General features: G+C 69.2%; 15 protein-coding genes and 6 pseudogenes. 10 read left to right on the forward strand and 11 right to left on the reverse strand.

Annotated elements, in window-relative coordinates; genetic code table 11:
- Window positions 1–207: 207 nt before the first annotated feature.
- The 3 genes from AB0M76_RS42165 (at window position 208) to AB0M76_RS42175 (ending at window position 3,510) form a co-directional block, all read left to right on the forward strand.
- The gene (locus tag AB0M76_RS42165) at window positions 208–1,104 is read left to right on the forward strand and encodes a conjugal transfer protein (protein WP_365958074.1); all 897 of its coding nucleotides are present in this window, start codon (window positions 208–210) and stop codon (window positions 1,102–1,104) included.
- Window positions 1,101–1,409, forward strand: coding sequence for a hypothetical protein (locus AB0M76_RS42170; RefSeq protein ID WP_365958075.1), 309 nt, complete (start codon window positions 1,101–1,103; stop codon window positions 1,407–1,409). The genes AB0M76_RS42165 and AB0M76_RS42170 overlap by 4 nt, the downstream gene beginning before the upstream one ends.
- A gap of 535 nt (window positions 1,410–1,944) precedes the next feature.
- On the forward strand, window positions 1,945–3,510 hold the full coding sequence (locus tag AB0M76_RS42175; RefSeq protein ID WP_365958088.1) for a hypothetical protein: 1,566 nt from the start codon (window positions 1,945–1,947) through the stop codon (window positions 3,508–3,510).
- Between the two features lie 646 nt (window positions 3,511–4,156).
- Here the strand turns inward: AB0M76_RS42175 and AB0M76_RS42180 are convergent.
- The 3 genes and pseudogenes from AB0M76_RS42180 to AB0M76_RS42190 form a co-directional block, all read right to left on the reverse strand.
- Window positions 4,157–4,744 carry a transposase gene (locus AB0M76_RS42180; protein ID WP_365958076.1) on the reverse strand — a complete coding sequence of 196 codons (588 nt, stop codon included), beginning with the start codon at window positions 4,742–4,744 and terminating at the stop codon, window positions 4,157–4,159.
- A 5-nt stretch (window positions 4,745–4,749) separates the two neighbouring features.
- Window positions 4,750–5,238: pseudogene (locus AB0M76_RS42185) on the reverse strand (IS5/IS1182 family transposase); the annotation flags it as partial.
- Between the two features lie 2 nt (window positions 5,239–5,240).
- Window positions 5,241–6,167 (reverse strand): annotated as a pseudogene (locus tag AB0M76_RS42190) (IS701 family transposase); the annotation flags it as partial.
- 101 nt (window positions 6,168–6,268) lie between these two features.
- Between AB0M76_RS42190 and AB0M76_RS42195 the strand changes: the two are divergent.
- Together AB0M76_RS42195 and AB0M76_RS42200 are read left to right on the forward strand one after the other, a co-directional pair.
- Window positions 6,269–6,421: a hypothetical protein gene (locus tag AB0M76_RS42195; RefSeq protein ID WP_365958077.1), complete on the forward strand. Its 153-nt coding sequence runs from the start codon at window positions 6,269–6,271 to the stop codon at window positions 6,419–6,421.
- Window positions 6,422–6,662: 241 nt separating this feature from the next.
- On the forward strand, window positions 6,663–8,162 hold the full coding sequence (locus AB0M76_RS42200; protein ID WP_365958078.1) for a UDP-N-acetylmuramoyl-L-alanyl-D-glutamate--2,6-diaminopimelate ligase: 1,500 nt from the start codon (window positions 6,663–6,665) through the stop codon (window positions 8,160–8,162).
- A 156-nt stretch (window positions 8,163–8,318) separates the two neighbouring features.
- Here AB0M76_RS42200 and AB0M76_RS42205 read toward each other — a convergent pair whose 3' ends face one another.
- Entirely contained in the window at window positions 8,319–9,269 is a 951-nt protein-coding gene (locus tag AB0M76_RS42205) for an alpha/beta hydrolase (RefSeq protein ID WP_365958079.1), read from the reverse strand.
- A gap of 125 nt (window positions 9,270–9,394) precedes the next feature.
- On the opposite strand from AB0M76_RS42205, the pseudogene AB0M76_RS42210 reads away from it, so the two are divergent.
- Together AB0M76_RS42210 and AB0M76_RS42215 are read left to right on the forward strand one after the other, a co-directional pair.
- Window positions 9,395–10,006, forward strand: a pseudogene (locus AB0M76_RS42210) (TetR/AcrR family transcriptional regulator); the annotation flags it as partial.
- 296 nt (window positions 10,007–10,302) lie between these two features.
- Window positions 10,303–10,920: pseudogene (locus tag AB0M76_RS42215) on the forward strand (transposase family protein); the annotation flags it as partial.
- On the opposite strand, the pseudogene AB0M76_RS42220 reads toward AB0M76_RS42215, so the two are convergent.
- Window positions 10,921–11,063 (reverse strand): annotated as a pseudogene (locus AB0M76_RS42220) (cytidine deaminase); the annotation flags it as partial.
- 4 nt (window positions 11,064–11,067) lie between these two features.
- Between AB0M76_RS42220 and AB0M76_RS42225 the strand changes: the two are divergent.
- Both AB0M76_RS42225 and AB0M76_RS42230 read left to right on the forward strand, forming a co-directional pair.
- Entirely contained in the window at window positions 11,068–11,370 is a 303-nt protein-coding gene (locus AB0M76_RS42225; protein WP_365958080.1) for a hypothetical protein, read from the forward strand.
- Window positions 11,371–11,937: 567 nt separating this feature from the next.
- A complete protein-coding gene (locus AB0M76_RS42230; protein ID WP_365958081.1) occupies window positions 11,938–12,444 on the forward strand; it encodes a hypothetical protein in 507 nt (168 codons plus the stop codon).
- A gap of 576 nt (window positions 12,445–13,020) precedes the next feature.
- Here AB0M76_RS42230 and AB0M76_RS42235 read toward each other — a convergent pair.
- The 5 genes and pseudogenes from AB0M76_RS42235 to AB0M76_RS42255 all read right to left on the reverse strand — a co-directional run bounded on the left by AB0M76_RS42235 (window position 13,021) and on the right by AB0M76_RS42255 (window position 16,433).
- Window positions 13,021–13,305: a hypothetical protein gene (locus tag AB0M76_RS42235; RefSeq protein WP_365958082.1), complete on the reverse strand. Its 285-nt coding sequence runs from the start codon at window positions 13,303–13,305 to the stop codon at window positions 13,021–13,023.
- Window positions 13,306–13,742: 437 nt separating this feature from the next.
- The gene (locus tag AB0M76_RS42240) at window positions 13,743–14,219 is read right to left on the reverse strand and encodes a cupin domain-containing protein (RefSeq protein ID WP_365958083.1); all 477 of its coding nucleotides are present in this window, start codon (window positions 14,217–14,219) and stop codon (window positions 13,743–13,745) included.
- A gap of 76 nt (window positions 14,220–14,295) precedes the next feature.
- The gene (locus tag AB0M76_RS42245; protein WP_365958084.1) at window positions 14,296–14,718 is read right to left on the reverse strand and encodes a VOC family protein; all 423 of its coding nucleotides are present in this window, start codon (window positions 14,716–14,718) and stop codon (window positions 14,296–14,298) included.
- Window positions 14,715–15,966 (reverse strand): annotated as a pseudogene (locus AB0M76_RS42250) (IS256 family transposase). The gene AB0M76_RS42245 and the pseudogene AB0M76_RS42250 overlap by 4 nt, the downstream one beginning before the upstream one ends.
- A 140-nt stretch (window positions 15,967–16,106) precedes the next feature.
- Window positions 16,107–16,433 carry a GYD domain-containing protein gene (locus AB0M76_RS42255; RefSeq protein ID WP_365958085.1) on the reverse strand — a complete coding sequence of 109 codons (327 nt, stop codon included), beginning with the start codon at window positions 16,431–16,433 and terminating at the stop codon, window positions 16,107–16,109.
- A 503-nt stretch (window positions 16,434–16,936) separates the two neighbouring features.
- Between AB0M76_RS42255 and AB0M76_RS42260 the strand changes: the two genes are divergently transcribed.
- Complete coding sequence (locus tag AB0M76_RS42260) at window positions 16,937–17,185, forward strand: hypothetical protein (protein WP_365958086.1); 249 nt, start codon at window positions 16,937–16,939, stop codon at window positions 17,183–17,185.
- Here AB0M76_RS42260 and AB0M76_RS42265 read toward each other — a convergent pair.
- A partial coding sequence (locus AB0M76_RS42265) for an IS3 family transposase (RefSeq protein WP_365958087.1) occupies window positions 17,186–17,809 on the reverse strand: 624 nt, incomplete at its 5' end.

Raw genomic sequence — 17,809 nt, forward strand, 5'->3', positions numbered from 1 at the left:
GGGCCCAGGTAAGCGTCACAACTCACCCAACCCGTGCGGCCCTTCTCATGTCACGGCCTCACCAGCACCGGAACAATTCATCCCCGGGTCGTAAGGCGGCCCCGGCCACTCAGGCCCGGCCCGTCACGGCGCCGCTACGCAACTCCCGGCCCGAGACCGTTCCTGCACCGGCCTGTCTCGCGTGGACCTCGTATCACCCGGATCGGCGTGTGGGCGGCACTGGCGGCTGGTCCGCTCGCCCTGGCTGTCACCGTCGCCGTGCCGCGGACGACCGTCGCCCAGGCAGCGCCCTCCCCGAAGGCGGCGGCCGACGCGAAGACGGTAGCCGCCGACCCGGCGGGTACCGCGGAGATGTTCGTGGACCTGTGGCTGCGTGCGGACGCCTCCGCGCCCGACAGCCCGGCGGCGGCCCCGGTGCGGGCCCTGGTCCCGGATGCCGACCTACCCAACCGGCCCCGCGCCGCGAAGACGGCCCCGGCCGCCTCCCGGGTCATGGCCGTACAGACCTCCCACACTACGAGTGGGTGGATAGTCGTCGTCGCCGTGATCAGCGAGCAGCCCGCTGAGGGGGCGCCGCTGGTGCGGTACTTCGCCGTGGCCGGGATCGGCGGCAAGGACGGCGGCCAGCTCACTGTCAGCGGAGCGCCGGCGGAAGTTGCCGCCCCCGACGCGGCCGCGGTACCCGCATCGCCGTTCACCTACCCTGCCCCTTCCACCGGAGCACTGGCGACGACGCTGGCCGAGTTCGTCCGCGCCTACCTCAGCGGAGGCCAGGGAACCGGGGTGGACCGCTACCTCTCTCCCGGGCTGCGGGTCTCGGCACCGCGGGCTGCTTCGTATGCGCGGGTCGACGTCGAGGGCGTCGCAGCGGACACCGACACCGCCCTGGGCACCACAGTGCCGGCAGACGGTACGAAGACCCGGGTACGGGTTCGCGTGTCCGCCGAGGACCGGGGCGGGGTGCTCTGGCCGCTGGCCTACTGGCTGGAGGTGACAGCACGGGCCAGCCGGTGGGAAGTCAGCGCCTTGGAGGCAGGAACGACCTCGCCGTCTGTGACCGCGCCGTCGCCTGCCGCCTCAGTTGTCTCGGGCAGTGCCCGATGAACGAGGTCGTTCTGGCAGGCAAGTTCGCTGACATGGGCGACTCCTTCATCGCAACGCTCGCCCGCTGGAGCGACAGCGGTCTGAAAGCGATCCTGCTCACCGTCGTGGTCGTCACGGTCGGCCGCAAGTTCTCCATGAAGGCCGGCATCGGAGCGCTGATCGCGCTAGTGGCCGCACTCGCCATCTACAACCCCCGTCGATTCGCTGGCCGCCATGTTCTCCGACGAGATCAACAACCCTTCCAAGGGCGCGGGCGCCGTCACCGTCGTCATCACCCCCGGCCCCGCAGCCAGCACGGGAGGTGAGCTGTGAGCACGGCGGCGGGGCCGCGCATCGCGAGGGCTTACACCAGTGCGCGCCGCCATCCGTGGGTGCTGGGCAGACTCGGCGACTGGACCGTGCCGTTCGGCCCTTACACGCCCGCGCAGCTGGTCGTGCTCGGCGGAGGAGCCTTCGCGCTGATCAAGACGTTCGCGTGGTGGTCGTGGGCCGGGCCGGTGCCTGTCGCGCTGTGGCTGTGCGCGGTGTGGGCGGTGCGCGGGGCTCAGATCGCCGGACAGAACCCGTTCACCGCCGCGCTGGGCGTGCTGGTTCTGCTGCTGCGGCATCCGGCCGGGCGGGTCGGCGGGAGGGCCGCCCGCGACAAGCAGCCCACCTACCTGCGGGGCAGTTCGTCATCGAGCCTGCTCCCGTCTCCGCTTCCCGGGCCCCGGTTCTGGCCCCGGCGGGTGCACGGTCGGCCGTGCTGGTGGCGGTGCCGGCTGCGGAGAGCGCGGCGGCCGGTTCGGGCCTGGCCCGCCTCCTGGCGGATGCGGCCGGGGCCGGGCGGAGGGCGGCGTGATGCTGACGCCTTTCCGGCACATCGCAGGTCATCTGCTGTGGTCGACGTCCGGCACTGTGTGGGTGGTGTGGCGGGTGACGGCCCTGACCGGCGGATACCTGCCCGCGCGCGTCCGACAGGAACTCCTGGGCAAGATCACCTCCCTGGTTCGGTCGATGCCCGCCATGGAGCCGCGGCTGTTCGTCCTCGCCGCGCGCACCGATCCCGGCGAGGTCGCCGAGCGGATGGTCGAAGGCCTCAACTGGCAGCGGCTCCCGGCGTGGGCGCAGACCTGCGCCGCCACCGTGGACCTGCTGACCGGCCAGGAGATGCACGAGCGGACCCTGTGGCTTGCCGTGCCGCTGCCCGGCAGGGGCGGTGCGGCCGCAAGGTCTCTTGGGGCTCTGTATGCGGAGTTTACTGCGGCCCTTGGCATCGCCCCGGTACCCGTGTCTCAGGCGGAGGTGCGGGCGGCGCAGGCGGAGGCGAGCCGCGTCCAAACGTCGCTGGGCGGCGGCCTCGGCCTACAGCCGGCGTCGCCCGCCGAGATCGTGTGGATGCTCCAGCACGCCCTGCACCGGGGACTGGAGGAGCCGCTCCTATCCGACGCCGAGCACAGCCCGCTCTACGGCAGCCGCGTCCACGACGGACAGCTGCACTCCCCCTCCTACGCGGACCTGGGCCAAGTCCGCATCGCCGAGGGCGGCCAGGACAAGAAGCCCGCCGCGGATGGCGAGGGCAGCAAGGCAGGGGGTGCGGGTTCGTGGTGGCGGTCGGCGGCGACGGCCTCGCCGGTGGGCCGTAAGTGGCTGCAGGTTGAAACCGAGGCAGCCGGGACCGGCTATCAGGCGCACCTGGTGCTCGCGGAGATTCCGCCGGCGGTATCGGTGGAGAGCGCGGATGTCCTGGCACAGCTGGAGGGCCTGCCGTTCCCGGTGGACGTCACCGCGGATCTGCGGGTGGTGCCGGCGAAGAAGGCCCGCGCGCAGGTCCAGCGCAAGAAACGCGAACTGCTGGACCAGGCCGAGCAGTACGGCGCGCAGCCCACCGGGATGCCGCATTCGCTGCCCGATGCCGCCGGGGATCTGGCCGAGCAGGATGCGCGGATGGCGCGGACCTCGGTTGAGGTCGAGGTCCAGTCGGTGACTGTCCTGACGGTGTGGGGTCCGGATGCGGCGACGTGTGACGCCCGTGCCCGGGAGCTGTCCGCGGCCCTTTCCGGGGCCGACTACCGGGCTGTGCGTCCCAGGAGGCCGGGAGTCGGCGCGGTGCTCGCCGGGCAGGAGTATGCGGGAACCTCCTTGGAGTCCGCCGCCCCGAACACCCGCAGGGTCCTGGAGAAGCACCGCGGTACGCTCTCCACTCCCGCCTGTGGCCCGGGGCACGTACCGAGCCTGTCGTACGCGTGGAGCAGGGCGGCGGCCGCCCGCGGGTCCATGGGTGCAATACCGCGAGCTGTTGGGAACAGTGTTCGCTCCACACCGTTCATCGCGCGGTTGAGCCGGTCCAGTCCGATCATTGACACCGGCCACAGGGGCGGAATGAGATTGGTGATGTTGGTCTTCACGCCGACTTCCAGCGCGTAGGCCGCGTCATAGTACGACTTGTGCAGAGCAGGGCAGGACCTTACACATTCCAGGGACACGCCGCGGAGGCTAGTACCGGCTCAAACCGCCATCCAGGGGGCCAAGTCGGGTTGGTACTCCAGTTACGAGACAGGTGATGTGGGCCGTGACAGAGCCTTTACCGACGAGCACTGCACCATCGACGTCAGTGCGACGTCTTGCGGCGGCGCCGAACGAGAACGTAGCCGACTGCTCCCACCACGGCCAGAGCCGCGGCGCCGCCGAGCAGCCAAGGCACCGTCTGCCGGGCTGCGCTTGCCTGGAGGACGACCGCCGGGGTCCTGGCAACCGGATGCGGCTGCGGTCACCCGGTAGCGGGCCCAAATCTTCGCGAGCTTGCCCTCCTCGTTCCAGTGCACGACGGCGCACACCCCTCCGCACGAAGAGCCCCGACCAGCCGGGGGGGGTGGGCTGGCCGGGGCGGGCCCGGCCAGCGGGGGGGGTGCCGGCCGGGGTATGCGGGGCAGAGCCGCAAGGACAGCCGCTTCGCAGCGGATCCCCCGACTCCAGCCGTACGATCCTCGCAGGCAAACGCCCACCAGGCCTGCCGGACACGCATCCTGGCGGATACCACGCGAGCGTACCGCTGCCGCTGCCCCCGAGGCTGCTATATCGCGTCAAGCTGTTCCGAGGAGATCGTCGTGGTTCGATCTGAGCGTTCGAGGATCTTGAACAGCTGACGGCAGACGGCTCGTTTCAGGCAGCGCTGTGCGTCGCGGGAGGTCTTGCCCTCGCTGATCCTGCGGGCGCCGTACGTCTTCCTAGCGGGGTCCAGCCGCATGCGGATGAGCCTGATGGTGTGCAGGGCTCTGTTCAGTTGCCGGTCTCCCCTACGATTGATCCGATGGCGATTCGTGAGCCCCGAGGAGGCCGGGATCGGTGAGACGCCCGCGAAGGACGCGAAGGCGCCCTCAGAACGGAAGCGGCCTGGGTGTGACCAGCTGACCAGCACCTGGGCTGCGGTGATCTGTCCGACTCCTTTCAGGTCCAGCAGCTCGGGAGCCATCTGACGCACGAGGCCGAGGATCTCGCTCTCGAGCTCCTTGGCCTCGGCCTGAAGGGCCTGAACGCGCTGGGCGGTAGAGCTCAGGGCCCGGACAGTCATACGGTGCTCGATGCCTTGCGTCGGGCGGTCCCTCAGCTGGGCACAACGGCTGATCTGAGCCGGCCGCTTGAGCTTAAGATCGACCGGCAAATGGATCACCTGAGGCGTCGGGTGGTGGGGCGGTTGTCCCAGCGGTAGCGGTTGGTCGCGCGTCGGATGACCATGCGGAGCGTGACGAGTGCGGCGGCGAGGTGGAGGTAGAAGTCCACAACCCTGCTGTTCTTCTCAGTGCAGCGTCGGAGCTTGCCGTAGCCGTTCATCCAGGAGTGCGCGCGTTCGACCACCCAGCGCTTGCCGGCCTGGCTCGGGGCCGCGATGCCCTTGCGGGCGATCTCGGCGGTGAATCCCAACTCGGCTATCAGGGCACGGGACGTGGCGCTGTCGTTGTCGCGGTCCGGGTTGACGTTGGCGTTGACGTTCTGGGGCATGGTGCCGACCTGGGTCCAGGCCGCGTCAAGGGTAGGTCCGAGCAGGGGCGAGTCATGTCGGTTGGCACCGTCGGAGACGATCCCGATCGGAACTCCGCAGGCGTCGGAGGCGACCGACCGCTTGAGGCCCTGCTTGCCACGGTCCACCGGGGAGCGTCTGCCTTCCCGGTGTCGAGTTCGCGGGCCCGCAGGACGGTGAGGCAGGCGTGGGCGGCCATGGCCAGAGTCTCACTCTGGAAGCATTCCTCGACTGCCCACCGGCTTCCCGCGACGCGGATCAGCTCGTCCAGTGTTGTTTCGGCCGGGCAGTAGGCGATGTGCTAGGAGACCTCCTCGGGCCTGCGGACCTTCGGCGGGCGATCACCCAGTGCCGGCGGTCCTCGCGGTGCCAGGGCAGGACCTCGACCCTCGCCCAGTCATAGACCCTCGGGCCATGAGCCCCGTCCCCGCAGGAACGACGCTTCCACTTCTGCCGTGGCAGGCCGGGGAACAGGTCGTGGACGGGGTGGTCCATAGCCCAGCGGGTGACGACGGTGTCGTGCCGGGTGGTGGCCATGACATGGAAGACATCCGCCCGCTCCAGCTCGGTGCGCCAGCCCTTGGAGAAGCCGTAGGCGGCGTCGGCGGTCACCCACCGGAACGGGATCCGTTCCGTGATCGCGCGGTGGACCATGGCTTTGGCCGTCACCACCTTCGTCTCGAAGGCGACTGCGTCGTCGATGCCGGCGGCCCGGCACCGTTCCCGGTCATCCGTCCACGAGGCGGGCAGATACAGGCGGCGGTCGATCAACGTGCGGCCACGAGAGGAGGCATAGGCGAGGAACACCCCGATCCGGGAGTTCTCTGTCCGGCCGGCGGTGCCGGAGTACTGGCGCTGGACCCCGGCCGAGCGGACACCCTTCTTCAGGAAACCCGTATCGTCCACGATCAGCACCGCATCCGGATCGCCGAGATGCTCGACGACGTAGTCCCGCACGTCGTCCAGGACCTCGTCCGCGTTCCAGTCGATCCGGTTCAGCAGCCGGTGGATCCGGTCCGTTCTTCCGCTCCAACGGAGCTATCAGCCCACGCATATACGCCAGCGCCGGCGGGGAGCCCACCGCCCCGGGCCAAGGAGGCGGCGGGAAAGGGTGTTCCCCGCCCCGGCGTGGTGCCCGGGGCGCGCGGGCGCCCGTACACTCGGCCCATGAACCGCACACGTGTCACGGAGGAGTGCCTGGCGCAGGCCGCTCCCGCCGCACGTGCGGCCCGCGCGGACCGGACGGGCGTCAGCTCCCGGACCGCCGTCGACGGCCAGGCCCCCGCGGTCGGCCGCGGTGCCCCGCACGGCCACGGCTAGCGCTTCTCGCTACCGTCCCCCGCCGCCCCACCTCATCCGGGCGCCTCCCGTACCCCTTCCCGGGACGGCCCCACCCACCTCCGGCCTCCGGCCGGACCACCGCGCCCGACCCCTCCCGGTCCCGTCGCCCGGGGGGCGACGCCTCGCCCCTCACCCCATCACCGCAGTACCGGCGATCCGTCGGCGCTGCCGCCAGGCGCGGGCCGCACGCCGGGCCGCCGCCGCTCCCGAAGGGACCACCGTGAAGTTGAGCGGGTTGCTGACCGGCCACGAGCACCACGTCATCCAGGGTGACGCCGCATCGACGCGGATCACCGCGGGCACCACCTTCGACGTCGACCGGGTCGTGCCAGGCTCGCTCTTCATCGCCGTACCCGGCCACCGCGGAGGCGGCCCCGCCGCCATCGGCGCGGCGCTCGCGCGCGGGGCGGTGGCCGTGCTCGTCGACGCGGCAGGAGCCGCCGCCGCGCCCCCGCAACGGGAGCTGCCGCCCGCGGTGTGCGTCGTACGGGTGGCCGACACCCGCAAGGCCGCCGCCGTCGCCTCCTCCCGCTACTTCGGCGAGCCGGGGCGGCACATGGACGTGGTGGCGGTCACCGGCACCAACGGGAAGACCTCCATCTCGTACATGGTCGAGTCGCTGCTGAGGATCTCCGAGGGTGCCTCGGTGGGCGTCATCGGAACGGCGGGCAGCAGGATCGGCGACGAGGTGATCCCGATGCCGCCCTCGGTGCTGACCACTCCAGAATCACCCGACCTCCAGTACCTCCTGGGCCGCATGCGCGACCGGGCCACGGGCAGCGTGGTGCTGGAGGCCACCTCGATGGCGCTGCAGACGTACCGGATGGACCGCACGTTCGTCGACGTCGGCGTCTTCACCAACCTGACCCAGGACCACCTGGACGACCACGGCACGATGGACCACTACATGGACGCCAAACTCCGGCTGTTCCAGGGGCTCTGCCGGCACGCGGTGGTCAACGTGGACGACGCCGTGGGAGCTAGGATCCAGGCGATGATGCCGGGCGCGGTGACCACGTACGGACTCGACGCGGAGGCCGACTTCCGCGCCGCGGACCTGGTCGCGGACGCCTCCGGTACTCGGTTCACCCTGTACCACGCGGGCCGGGCGTACCCCGCGGCCGTCCCGGTCCCGGGGCGGTTCTCCGTGTCCAACGCGCTGGCGGCCGTGGCTGCCTGCCGGGTCCTGGGGCACGACCTGGCCGGACTGGTCGCCGCGCTCGCTCAGATGCCGCCCGTACCGGGCCGGTTCGAGCGCTTCGTGACCCCCGCCGGCACGTCGGTGATCGTGGACTACGCGCACTCGCCCGACTCCCTCGACAAGGTCCTCACGGCCATCCGGGGCTTCGCCCGCGGCCGGGTCATCACCGTCTTCGGCTGCGGCGGCGACCGGGACACCACCAAGCGGGCCGAGATGGGCCGGATCGCCGGGACCCACTCCTACCTGTGCGTCCTGACCTCAGACAACCCCCGCACCGAGGACCCCGAGGCGATCCTGGACCAGATCGCCCACGGCATCGCGGGCACCGGCACCCCGTACGAACGCTCCGCCGACCGGCGCAGGGCCATCGAGTTGGCGCTCGCCGCCGCGCGGCCCGACGACATCGTCCTGATCGCTGGAAAGGGCAGCGAACCGCACCAGATCGTGGGCGAGGAACTCCTCCCCTTCAGCGACATGGCGACCGTACGCGACCTCGCCGGGGCCGGCCCGGCCTCCTGACGGGCCCTGGCGTCGCCGGGTTCCGACTCATTGACGCGGTCTCCCCCAGCGGAATCGTCGAGTTGGACCTGGTGTGTCAGCTCGTGGCGGAGGCCGAGGCGGCCAAGAACGACGACTCGGCCGAATTTGGACAGTCCGCGTCGGCGGCCCTCGCGACTACGCGTCCGTGGCGCCGCGGGCCGCCGCCGGATCGAGGGAGTCGATGTCCTCCATGAAGCTCAGCATCCGGGCGTTGACCAGGTCGGGGTGGTCGATCTGCGGTCCGTGTCCGGTCGCGGCGACGATCTCGGCGCGGGCCCCGGGGATCAGGCGCGGTACGCGTTCCAGCTGCCGCTTCGGGTGTACGAGCAGGCTGCGCTTGCCCATGACCAGGTAGAACGGCGTCCGGATCGAGCCCAGTTCCTCGTCCGACAGTGGCAGCGGGGCGGGCCGACTGATCCGGAAGGCGCGGACGCCTGCATGGATCCACGCGCGGAGCTCGGGAACGACGATCACCGGCTGCTCCAGCCAGGCGGCGAGCCGCGGGCGCCACGCCTTGGGGGCGAAGGTGGCAAAGAGGCTGGCGAAGATCCAGGCGAAGAAGCGAAGGCCCACCTTCTCCAGGCCGCCCGGGTCGAGCGCGGTGACGGAGGCAAGCCTTTCGGGCCGGCGGTGGACCTGGTTGATGACCAGCCAGCCGCCGTAGGAGGAACCGACGAGGTGGACCTTGTCGAGGCCGAGGGCGTCGAGGGCCTCGTCCATCCACTGGGCCGCGCGCTCGGGCTGCCACATGGGCTCGCGTTGGACGCTGCGGCCGGGGTCGCCGGGGGTGTCGAGTGCGTAGACGGGCCGTTCGGCGCTGAGCGCGATCGTGTTGGGGTACCACTGGGCGGAGCAGCCACCGGAACCGTGGATCAACACGACGGGCGTGCGTGACTCGGCGGCCGGGTTCGTGGGGCCGTACCGGTACACGTGGGTGGTCCCGAAGCTCGTCTCCACGTCGGTCTCGGAGCGGATCGGTGCGCCCTTCGCGTAGAGCACGTCGCAGGCGGCGAAGTAGCGGTCACGCAGCTCGTCGTTGACGTAGTGGCCTATGTCGCGTCGCACTCGGGTCGTGTTCTCGGGCACGGGGCACCTCCAGGAAGATCCGTTCTTCGTGGTACGACCGTACCATATTCATGGTACGGCGGTACCATGAAGACGTCCGGGACTGCCGGGCACGAACGCACCACCGACAGGCGGAGATACGGCACATGCCGAGGCGCGTGGACCACGAGGAACGGCGCACCCAGATCGCCGAAGCACTCATCCGGGTCGCCGGACGGCGCGGGCTGCACGCCGTCGGCATGCGCGACGTCGCGGCCGAGGTGGGCGTGTCGCTGCGCCTGGTGCAGTACTACTTCCAGACCAAGGAGAAGCTGCTCTTCTACGGACTCCAGCGCCTCACCGCCCGCTTCATGGCACGGGTGGGCGCCCGCCTCGCCGCCGCCGGCCCGGACCCGGGTCCCCGCGCGACCATCGAGGCACTGCTGCTGGCCTCCCTCCCCACGGACGAGGAGAGCCGCACCTTCCACCTGCTCTACAGCTCGTACTCCATCCTGTCCGTGACCGACGGGGCTCTCGCCGCCCAACCGTTCATCGACAACCCCGACGCGGCCGAGAACGCCCTCGCCGGCCTCCTCGAACAAGCCCAGGCGCAAAGCCTGGCCGACCCGTCCGCGGACCCGCGCACGGAGGCCATCAGCCTGCTCGCCATGACGGCAACCATGGGCACCAGCATCCTCGTCGGCCAGCGGACGCCAGAGACGGCCATCGCGGTACTCCACCACCACCTCGACCGGATCTTCGACAGCGGCCGGACGCCGACCCCCGCGTGCCCCGACGGCTCGTCGGACTTCACCCAACCGACAGCCGTAGAACCCGTCCATAACTTCTGCTCATACGCCACCCCGGCGCGCAGCGCGGCCGGGCCCGACACGGACTCGGCGGCCTGCGCCAACATCGGCTCGACCGGCGGTCGAAGCACCATCCCGGGACCTCCCTCACGGCTCGCCCTCTTCCGGGTCTGTCCAGCAACCGGGTCTGTCCTAGTCGGTGGTGACGCCGGGTAGCTGTCCTTGATCATGAATTTGTGATGGATCTCAAGTCCCTGCTGGGGACGGTGTTTTCCGGTCTCTCGGCGCTGGTCGTCGAGGACGTGGCGGACGGCGGTGACGCGGTGGTGGTCACGGCTCGCACCCGGACTGTGGCGGTGCCGTGTCCGGTGTGCGGGACCCCGACAGCGAAGGGGCACGGCTATCACCGCTGGACGGTGACGGACGTGCCGGTCGACGGCCGCGAGGTCGTCGTCCACCTGCGCGTACGACGGTTGGTCTGTCCGGTGCCGGGCTGCCTTCGGCAGACTTTCCGCGAGCAGATCCCCGGGCTGCTGGAGCGTCATCAGCGCCGTACGGTGCGGCTGACCGCCCAGATATCCCAGGTGGCGCGGGAGTTATGCGGTCGGGCGCCGCGTCTGACCGGCCTGTTGGCCGTTCCGGTCTCCCGCAGCACCGCACTGCGCCATCTGCGACGCTTGTCACTGCCACAGCAGGCCATCCCGCGAGTGATCGGCGTGGATGATTTCGCCCTGCGCCGCCGCCACCGCTACGCCACGATCATCACGGATGCCGAGACCGGCCGACGCCTCGAAGTCCTGCCCGACCGCGAGGCGGCCACCCTGGAAGTCTGGCGGCGGACACATCCCGGTGTCGAGATCGTGTGCCGGGACTGCTCGGCCACCAAGCAGGTCGGTGATGGAGACGGTCGGAGCCGGTCGCCAGCCCCGACGATGACCTTCAGGGCCGGGAAGTAGTCGAGACGGACCTGGCGGCACCGCCCGCACGGAGGAACGACCCCCCGATCACGGTCGCCCACGGCGACGATCAGGGTGCCGCGGCTGCGCCTCGGCCGACCGCGCAAACGGCCAGACCGGGTCCGCGCCGACAAGGCCTACGACTCCCGCAAGAACCGCACCTACCTGCGCAGACGAGGGATCAAAGCGACCATCCCCGTCCCCGCGGACCGGGTCCGAAACCGGAAGAACCTCCGTCCCACGGCGGCCTGCCGCCCAAGTTCGACAAGTCCGAGTACCGCGAACGTCACGCTGACGAGTGCGGGATCAACCGGCGACAAGCTCGCCGTCCGCTATGAGGCAACAGTGCTGGTCGCAGCCAACAAGGGGTGGCTTTGAAGTGCCACCAGTTGAGATCATGTGACAGTTACCTCACACCTCCCCACTGGCTGGACGATCGAGCAAATCCGCACGCTCTCACAAGACCGAAGAGCCACCGCGCTCTCCCTCGACAGGCTCGAAGTCGTCGAGGAGCCGGGCCAGAGCGAATACACGACCCTCGAGCCTGAGGTAATCCTCGGGTTCCACGACCTGCGCCTCGCGCTCGACGACTGTTCATGGGGCAGCCCGACACCGACGGATCAGTGGTCTGCTGGTCCTCTTACGGCTCCGACCTGGCACAAGCCATCGGCAGCCTGCGAGCCAGGATCTCTACCCCTTCAGCCACTTTCACAACAGGCCATAGCCCCGCTCTCGCCCAGGGTCGGTAGCTCCTCAGTGGCGGGCTTGCGGTGCCCCGCCGCGACTGTGAGGCAGCGTTGGCGACTGCGGACCATACGGGCCGTGAAAACCAGAAGCGTGGTTGAGGTCATGGGTGGTGCAGCTGGCCACTGATCGTATGCGTTCGTCGTACCCGACGCTGGGGCTGGGTTCTCCCCGCCGCTGCCGACCGGTACGCTCCCGCCCGTGAACGATCTTCGGGTGGGAGCGTCCGTAGTTGCGGGCGGACTGGTCTTCGGCACACTCACCGTCATGGGTGGCTGGTGGTCCCTCAACGGCGGGATCTACGGCTGCACCGCCGCGGACGCGGCACTGCAGGACCCGATGGCCGCCCAGGTCCGGACGCTCGGCACCCCGCAAGGAGCACAGGCCGACGACGGGTCTTACTCCGGCTGCGACGACGACGACCGCTTCGCGTACTTCGGCCGGGGGTACACCGAGCCCGCCCGCCGAGCGGACGTCGCCGCCTACTACAGGGCGGCCGCCGCCCGCAACGGCTGGCTGCCGGCACCGCCCGAGCCGGACGAGCCCGCCTGGCGCCACGACCCTGCCGGCGAACGGATCGGCCTCTGCTTCACTAAGCAGATCGACGGCGCCACCTCCCATCTCGCCGTGTCCTGGGCATCCGACGGGGAGCAGGGCTACACGGTAGAGGCCCGGGCGAGCCGGAGCGGCGGCTCCTGGTGTCCGTGAGCCCGGCCCCGAGCGACGGCGGTGGTTTGCCCGCCGGTGTCCGCCCACCTCATGCCGAACAGCCAGGACCGTGCTCGAAAGGCCGTCGATCGGCTTTCCCTCCCGGGCGAACCGACCGACTGACGGCTGTCGCGGACCAGTGAAACTGCGCAGTACCCAACCAACCTGCGCAACCGGACCCGAAGCTAGGAACTCCGCAGGTCAGACGACTGGCGCGCGCCGTACTCTGCGCAGATTCAGTGAGCCAGCACAGCCGCCAGCCCGCTCAGCCAACCTGCACAACCCCAGGTCACAAGCGTGACGACTGCTCACTTTCACTGACCGGCGACAACTTCCTCGTCCACCCGCCCATCACACCGACCCCCACCAGCCGATGGATCAGAACTCACGAAACTGAGACAGCGTCACCCCTGGCGGGATAAGGCCCAGGACAGCGATCCCACACCGATCTCTCACGTCCAAGACAGTGACACAAACCCCGAAACAAGCCCCGACCAGCATCAACACCCCAAGGACTCACCGTCTCTCACACCGCTGTCCCCGAGCCGAGAGATCGCAACGAAGGGTCAGCGGAACTTACCTGGGCCCTCTTCGGGCCAGTTGGCGTACGGGGTAACCCCGGTAACGGCCCCCGGGCCGGCCGAGCCACGGGCCGCAACCGGTGACGTCCGCGCGGTCCTCTCGGCGCGCGCCGGGCCCGACCGGGAGGCCGGTGCGCCGGCCCGCGGCCTCGCGCAGCAGCTTCGCGGCGTCGGCGGCGGCCTTCGCCTGCGCGCGGGGGGCCAGGGCCTCGTGCCACATGCGGGCAGCCGCCACCGCCTCCGCCAGCGCCACCAGCGCCACCAGAAGCGTGAGCACCACCACCGCTCCGCCGCCCCGAGCGGCACGCGGGCCCGCTCCAACGCGCGCGCCGACGCCCGCCATCCCGCGCGGGAATTCGACGGCGTGGCTCAGGACGGACAGACTGCCTGGAGCGAGAAGAAGATCAACAAGCGAAGACAAAGACTTCACCGAGGTGGCGATACGTCGTCTCCATAGATTCTGTCACCTGCCCGGACGCGGCCACGTTCGAATCCACCGCCGAGCGCGACAGCATCCGGGGCGGCGTCCCGGTTTTCCTCGATCGCGGTCACGCTCAAGAAGTCCCTAACCAGCAACGCCGCATGAGTACCGGCGCCGATCAGGACCTCCGATTCTATGAATTAGCGATAGCCCGGGCGTACAGGCGGGAGGGAAGATCGTGATTCTCTCGGCTCGCCTCGGGGCCAGGAACTACTGTCGCGATAAGCCCTCGCTGGTCAGGCGTGCTCGTCCGATGGCTGCTGGGCAGGCTGGACCGACCAGCTTGGCGGCTCGTCGTTGCCTGAGTCCTCGTCGCGCTCCGCGTCGGCGGCTGTCGCATGGATCTTGCCCGACGCGTGGTGGACCGGCGCGTATACGGCGTAGAGCTGCAGGGTCTCCTCACCGATGTTGGTGACGTTGTGCCAAGTACCGGCGGGCACAAAGATCGCCCAGCCATCCTCGACCTCCCGGTCGAAGTCGAGTCGATCCTTCGTGCGGCCCATTTGGACGCGGCCCCGGCCTGCGTCGAGTCGTAGGAATTGGTCAGTCTCCGGGTGCGCCTCCAAGCCGATGTCCTCACCCACCGGGATCGACATGAGGGTCAACTGAAGGTACTTCCCAGACCAGGCAACCGCGCGATAGTTCGTGTTCTCGAGCGTCGCCTTCTCAAGGTCGAAGCTTTGAGGTTCCGGCCCAATGTCCTTGATGGTCATACTTCTCTCCCGGTCAAAAGCGAAGGCGGTACACGGTTGCGGTCTTGCGCCAGCCCACGTCAATATTCCCAGAGCCCTAGGCCTTTCTGGCAACAGAACGCGAGCCGCTACCGCACAAATGCCCGCGACCTGGTGCCACATTCCGCCGTGCGTGTGTGTTGGGGCCGCCGGCGTGCGGATGCCGGTCGGGGAACATCAGGCGCCAGCCGTGCCGTGCCGCGTCGGTGGCCAGCTGTTCGACGGCGGTGTCGTCTTCGACGTGGAAGGCCAGGTGGTTCAGCCCTGGCCGGTAGCGGTCGTGCCGGTCGGCGGTGAGGGCCGGGGACTGCTCAAGGACCAGGTAGGTCGGACCGAGCCGCCAGCTGCAGCCGTTGTTCCAGCTCTGGAAGCGGGCATAGCCCAGTGCCTCCAGCAGCCAGCCGAGGGAGGCGACCGCGCGGTCGATGTCCGCCACCCACAGCTCGACGTGGTGCAGCGTTCCGCTGGTGGGCCGGTTCACGCCGCCACCGCCTCAGGGCGTTCGACGAGATGGCCACGTTCGAAGCGGGCGCCGGCCCGGACCAGGGCGACGAGACGGGGCGCGTTCACGGCCCGCCAACGTTCCTGGGCCGACTCGATGAGCTTGAAGACCATGGCGAGTGCGGCGGCCCGGCTTCCGGCCCCCTTGGTGACCTTGGTCCGCAGCCGGACGGTCGCGAAGGTCGACTCGATCGGGTTCGTGGTCCGCAGGTGGATCCAGTGCTCGGCGGGGAAGCCGAAGAACGCCAGCAGTTCCTCCTCGTCGTCCGTGATCCGCTTCACGACCTTGGGATACTTCGCCCCGTACTGCTTGGCGAACACGGCGACGGCCTTGACCGCGTGCTCCTTGTCCTCGGCGTTGTAGATCTCCTGGATCGCGCGCTTGGCCGCGGGCTGGGCCGACTTCGGCAGCGCGTCGAGGACGTTCGCGGTCTTGTGCACCCAGCACCGCTGATGACGGGTCTCGGGGAACACCTCGTTCAACGCGTTCCAGAAGCCGAGCGCCCCGTCGCCTACGGCTGGGACGGGGGCCCGCATGCCCCGGCGGGCACAGTCCCGCAGCAGTCCCGCCCATGCTTCGGAGGATTCGCGGTAGCCGTCACTCATCGCGATCAGCTCCTTGGCGCCGTCCGCCCGTTACGCCGACCACGACCAGGACGGCGGCCTTCGCCTCCTCCAGACGTATGCGCAGGTGAACGCCATCAGCCCAGACGTAGACGTAGTCCGTGGCGGACAGATCGCGGTCCATGAACGCCTTGTGGTCGGCCTGCCACTGCGTGGTCAGCCGCGTGACCGTCGCCGGGGAGAGGCCGGCCGAGGAGCCGAGGAACTGCTCCAGCGCGGGCACGAAATCGCCGGACGACAGGCCGTGCAGGTAGAGCAGGGGCAGTATCTCGCTGATCTTCGGGGACTTGCGGCGCGGCACCAGGGCGGCAGGATCGCCGAGGAGAACCGCTTGCGCTCGCCCGTCATCTCGTCGACGCGCCTATCGTTCACTCGCGGGGCCTTGACCTCGACCGTCCCGACGGCGGTGGTCACCTTCCGCGGCTGGTGGTAGCCGTTGTGCACCACCAGACCACGGCCATTTTCGTCCCGCTGGTCGGCCAACTCGGCTATGTAGGTATTGACTTCCGTTTCCAGGGCGGCAGCTAGCATCCGCCTCGCGGACGATCTCGTCAATCAGGGAGCCGTGTGGCGTCGTTCCGTCTTCGTTGACTACCGTGAGCAGTCGGGTAGCCGGGACGCATTGCTGAGTCCCGGCCCCCTCAGAACCGGACGTGCGAGTCATCCCCGCTCCGGCTGCGCGGTCAGAACCAAAATTCGGGATCCACATCAACCCGGCACCGGCCACCTGAGGCAGCAGGCCCGCTACTTGCCAGGAGCCCGATACTGGACTTGCTCAGCTCTGTGCAGGGCATCCAGCGTTTCTTCGACGCTCAGGAGAACGGTCGTCTCAAACGAGCTAAGCGCGCCACCGCCACTGATCGCCAGCGCAACCGAGGCCATGGACACGTTGTCCGGAGCTTCCCAGAGGTTATAGCCGTCGTGCGTGCCGAAGGCGTACCAGAAGCCGTGCAGCTTCCCACCGACGGACTCGATGTACGACTGAGCGGCCTTTGCACGGTCCTCGGGGTGGCCGATCAGCCTCGCCCAAGTCTCCGGCGTGTAGCTGAACCTTGATAGATAGAGCGGCATCGTGTCTCAGTCTCTCTTTCGTTTCATCAACGGATGCCCCCGCTGGGTGGGAGAAGGGCAGGGGTGGCCCCCGGTTCCCCCAAACAGCCGGGGACGATGACCGCCACGGCCTACAGTCAACGGGTGAGCGGGCCGCCCGATACAAGATCGTTCACTCGGACCTGTCGTACCGGGGTGGCAACCACACAGGGATGCTTGAGTCTGTTGATCGTCCGCTCAACGGTGTCGCCTGTGCCGCCACCCGCCACCCACCCGCCTTCAGGCGTAGTCATCACGGAAGCGCGGTCAGAACCCGAATTAAAATTCAACGAGCCTCATCACTGGACCTGCCACAGCCGGCCCAGCCCGGCAGTCGGCGGCCCATATCCGCCGCTGCTCCGCACGGTCTGCAGCAGTGGTGGGTGGCCGGAGGTTTTCGGGGGCTGCTGAGTTCGACGTGCTCAGGCTCTACCGTGCCCTCGCAGAGGACGAAAACAGTGATCTGGTTGTTCTGCACTGCACTGGTGACGATATGCGATGATCCCATCACCGTCTGCACTGGGCGGGCGGGCGGGCGGGCGGGCGGTGTGATCATCGCCGTGTGCGGGCTGGAGACCATCCCGCACCAGACAGGAGTTGTCATCATGGCCGTCATCGAAATCCAGACCACCGAGGAATTCGAGCAGCTCATCGACGAACACAAGCCAGTCGTGGCCTTCTTCACCGCGGAGTGGGTGCGGCCTGAGGTTCCCCCGTTGTGCGGGAGCGGTTGATTAGCTGGTCAGAGCGGGTCGACGGGGTTTCAGGTTCGCTTGTTCGGCCGTCGCTTGTTCGGTGTAGTACTTCTCCTCGAATTCGATGGGGCTGAGGTAGCCGAGGCGTTTCTGGATGCGGCGGGGGTTGTAGAAGCCGTCGATGTACTCGAAGAGGGCGAGGTTCGCCTCGGCACGTGTGGCGAAGACGCGGCCGCGGACGCACTCGGTTTTGATCAGCATCCACAGGTTCTCGGCGAGGGCATTGTCATACGAGTCCCCGACCGAGCCCATGGACGCTTGGATTCCCGCTCTGACCAGGCGCGTTGTGAGCTTGATGGCCGTGTATTGACAGCCGTGATCGGCATGATGGATGAGTTTGCCGGGCTCGACTTCCCGGCTGGCGAGGGCGTACTCCAGCGAGGACAGGACCAGGTCGGCGTCCGCGCGGGCGGAGGTCTCCCAGGCCACCACCCGGCGCGAGAAGGCGTCCCGGATCGCCGACAGCCACAACGGCCCCTCGTCCGTTGCGATCATCGTCAGGTCGGTGACCCACAGCCGGTTCGGGCCCTCGGCGGTGAAGTCGCGGTTGACGAGATCCGGGGCGAGGGTGGTCGCGGGGTCGCGGCGGGTGAAGCCCTTGCC

Origin of the sequence: Streptomyces sp. NPDC051364 (genome assembly GCF_040682115.1) — a bacterium.
Lineage (GTDB): Bacteria > Actinomycetota > Actinomycetes > Streptomycetales > Streptomycetaceae > Streptomyces.

Bases quoted from the DNA above. Each gene is read 5' to 3' on its own strand.
- AB0M76_RS42240 (WP_365958083.1), bottom strand. From the start codon at position 14,219: ATGACCATCAAGGACATTGGGCCGGAACCTCAAAGCTTCGACCTTGAG.
- AB0M76_RS42175 (WP_365958088.1), top strand. From the start codon at position 1,945: ATGCTGACGCCTTTCCGGCACATCGCAGGTCATCTGCTGTGGTCGACG.
- AB0M76_RS42170 (WP_365958075.1), top strand. From the start codon at position 1,101: ATGAACGAGGTCGTTCTGGCAGGCAAGTTCGCTGACATGGGCGACTCC.
- AB0M76_RS42255 (WP_365958085.1), bottom strand. From the start codon at position 16,433: ATGCCGCTCTATCTATCAAGGTTCAGCTACACGCCGGAGACTTGGGCG.
- AB0M76_RS42195 (WP_365958077.1), top strand. From the start codon at position 6,269: ATGAACCGCACACGTGTCACGGAGGAGTGCCTGGCGCAGGCCGCTCCC.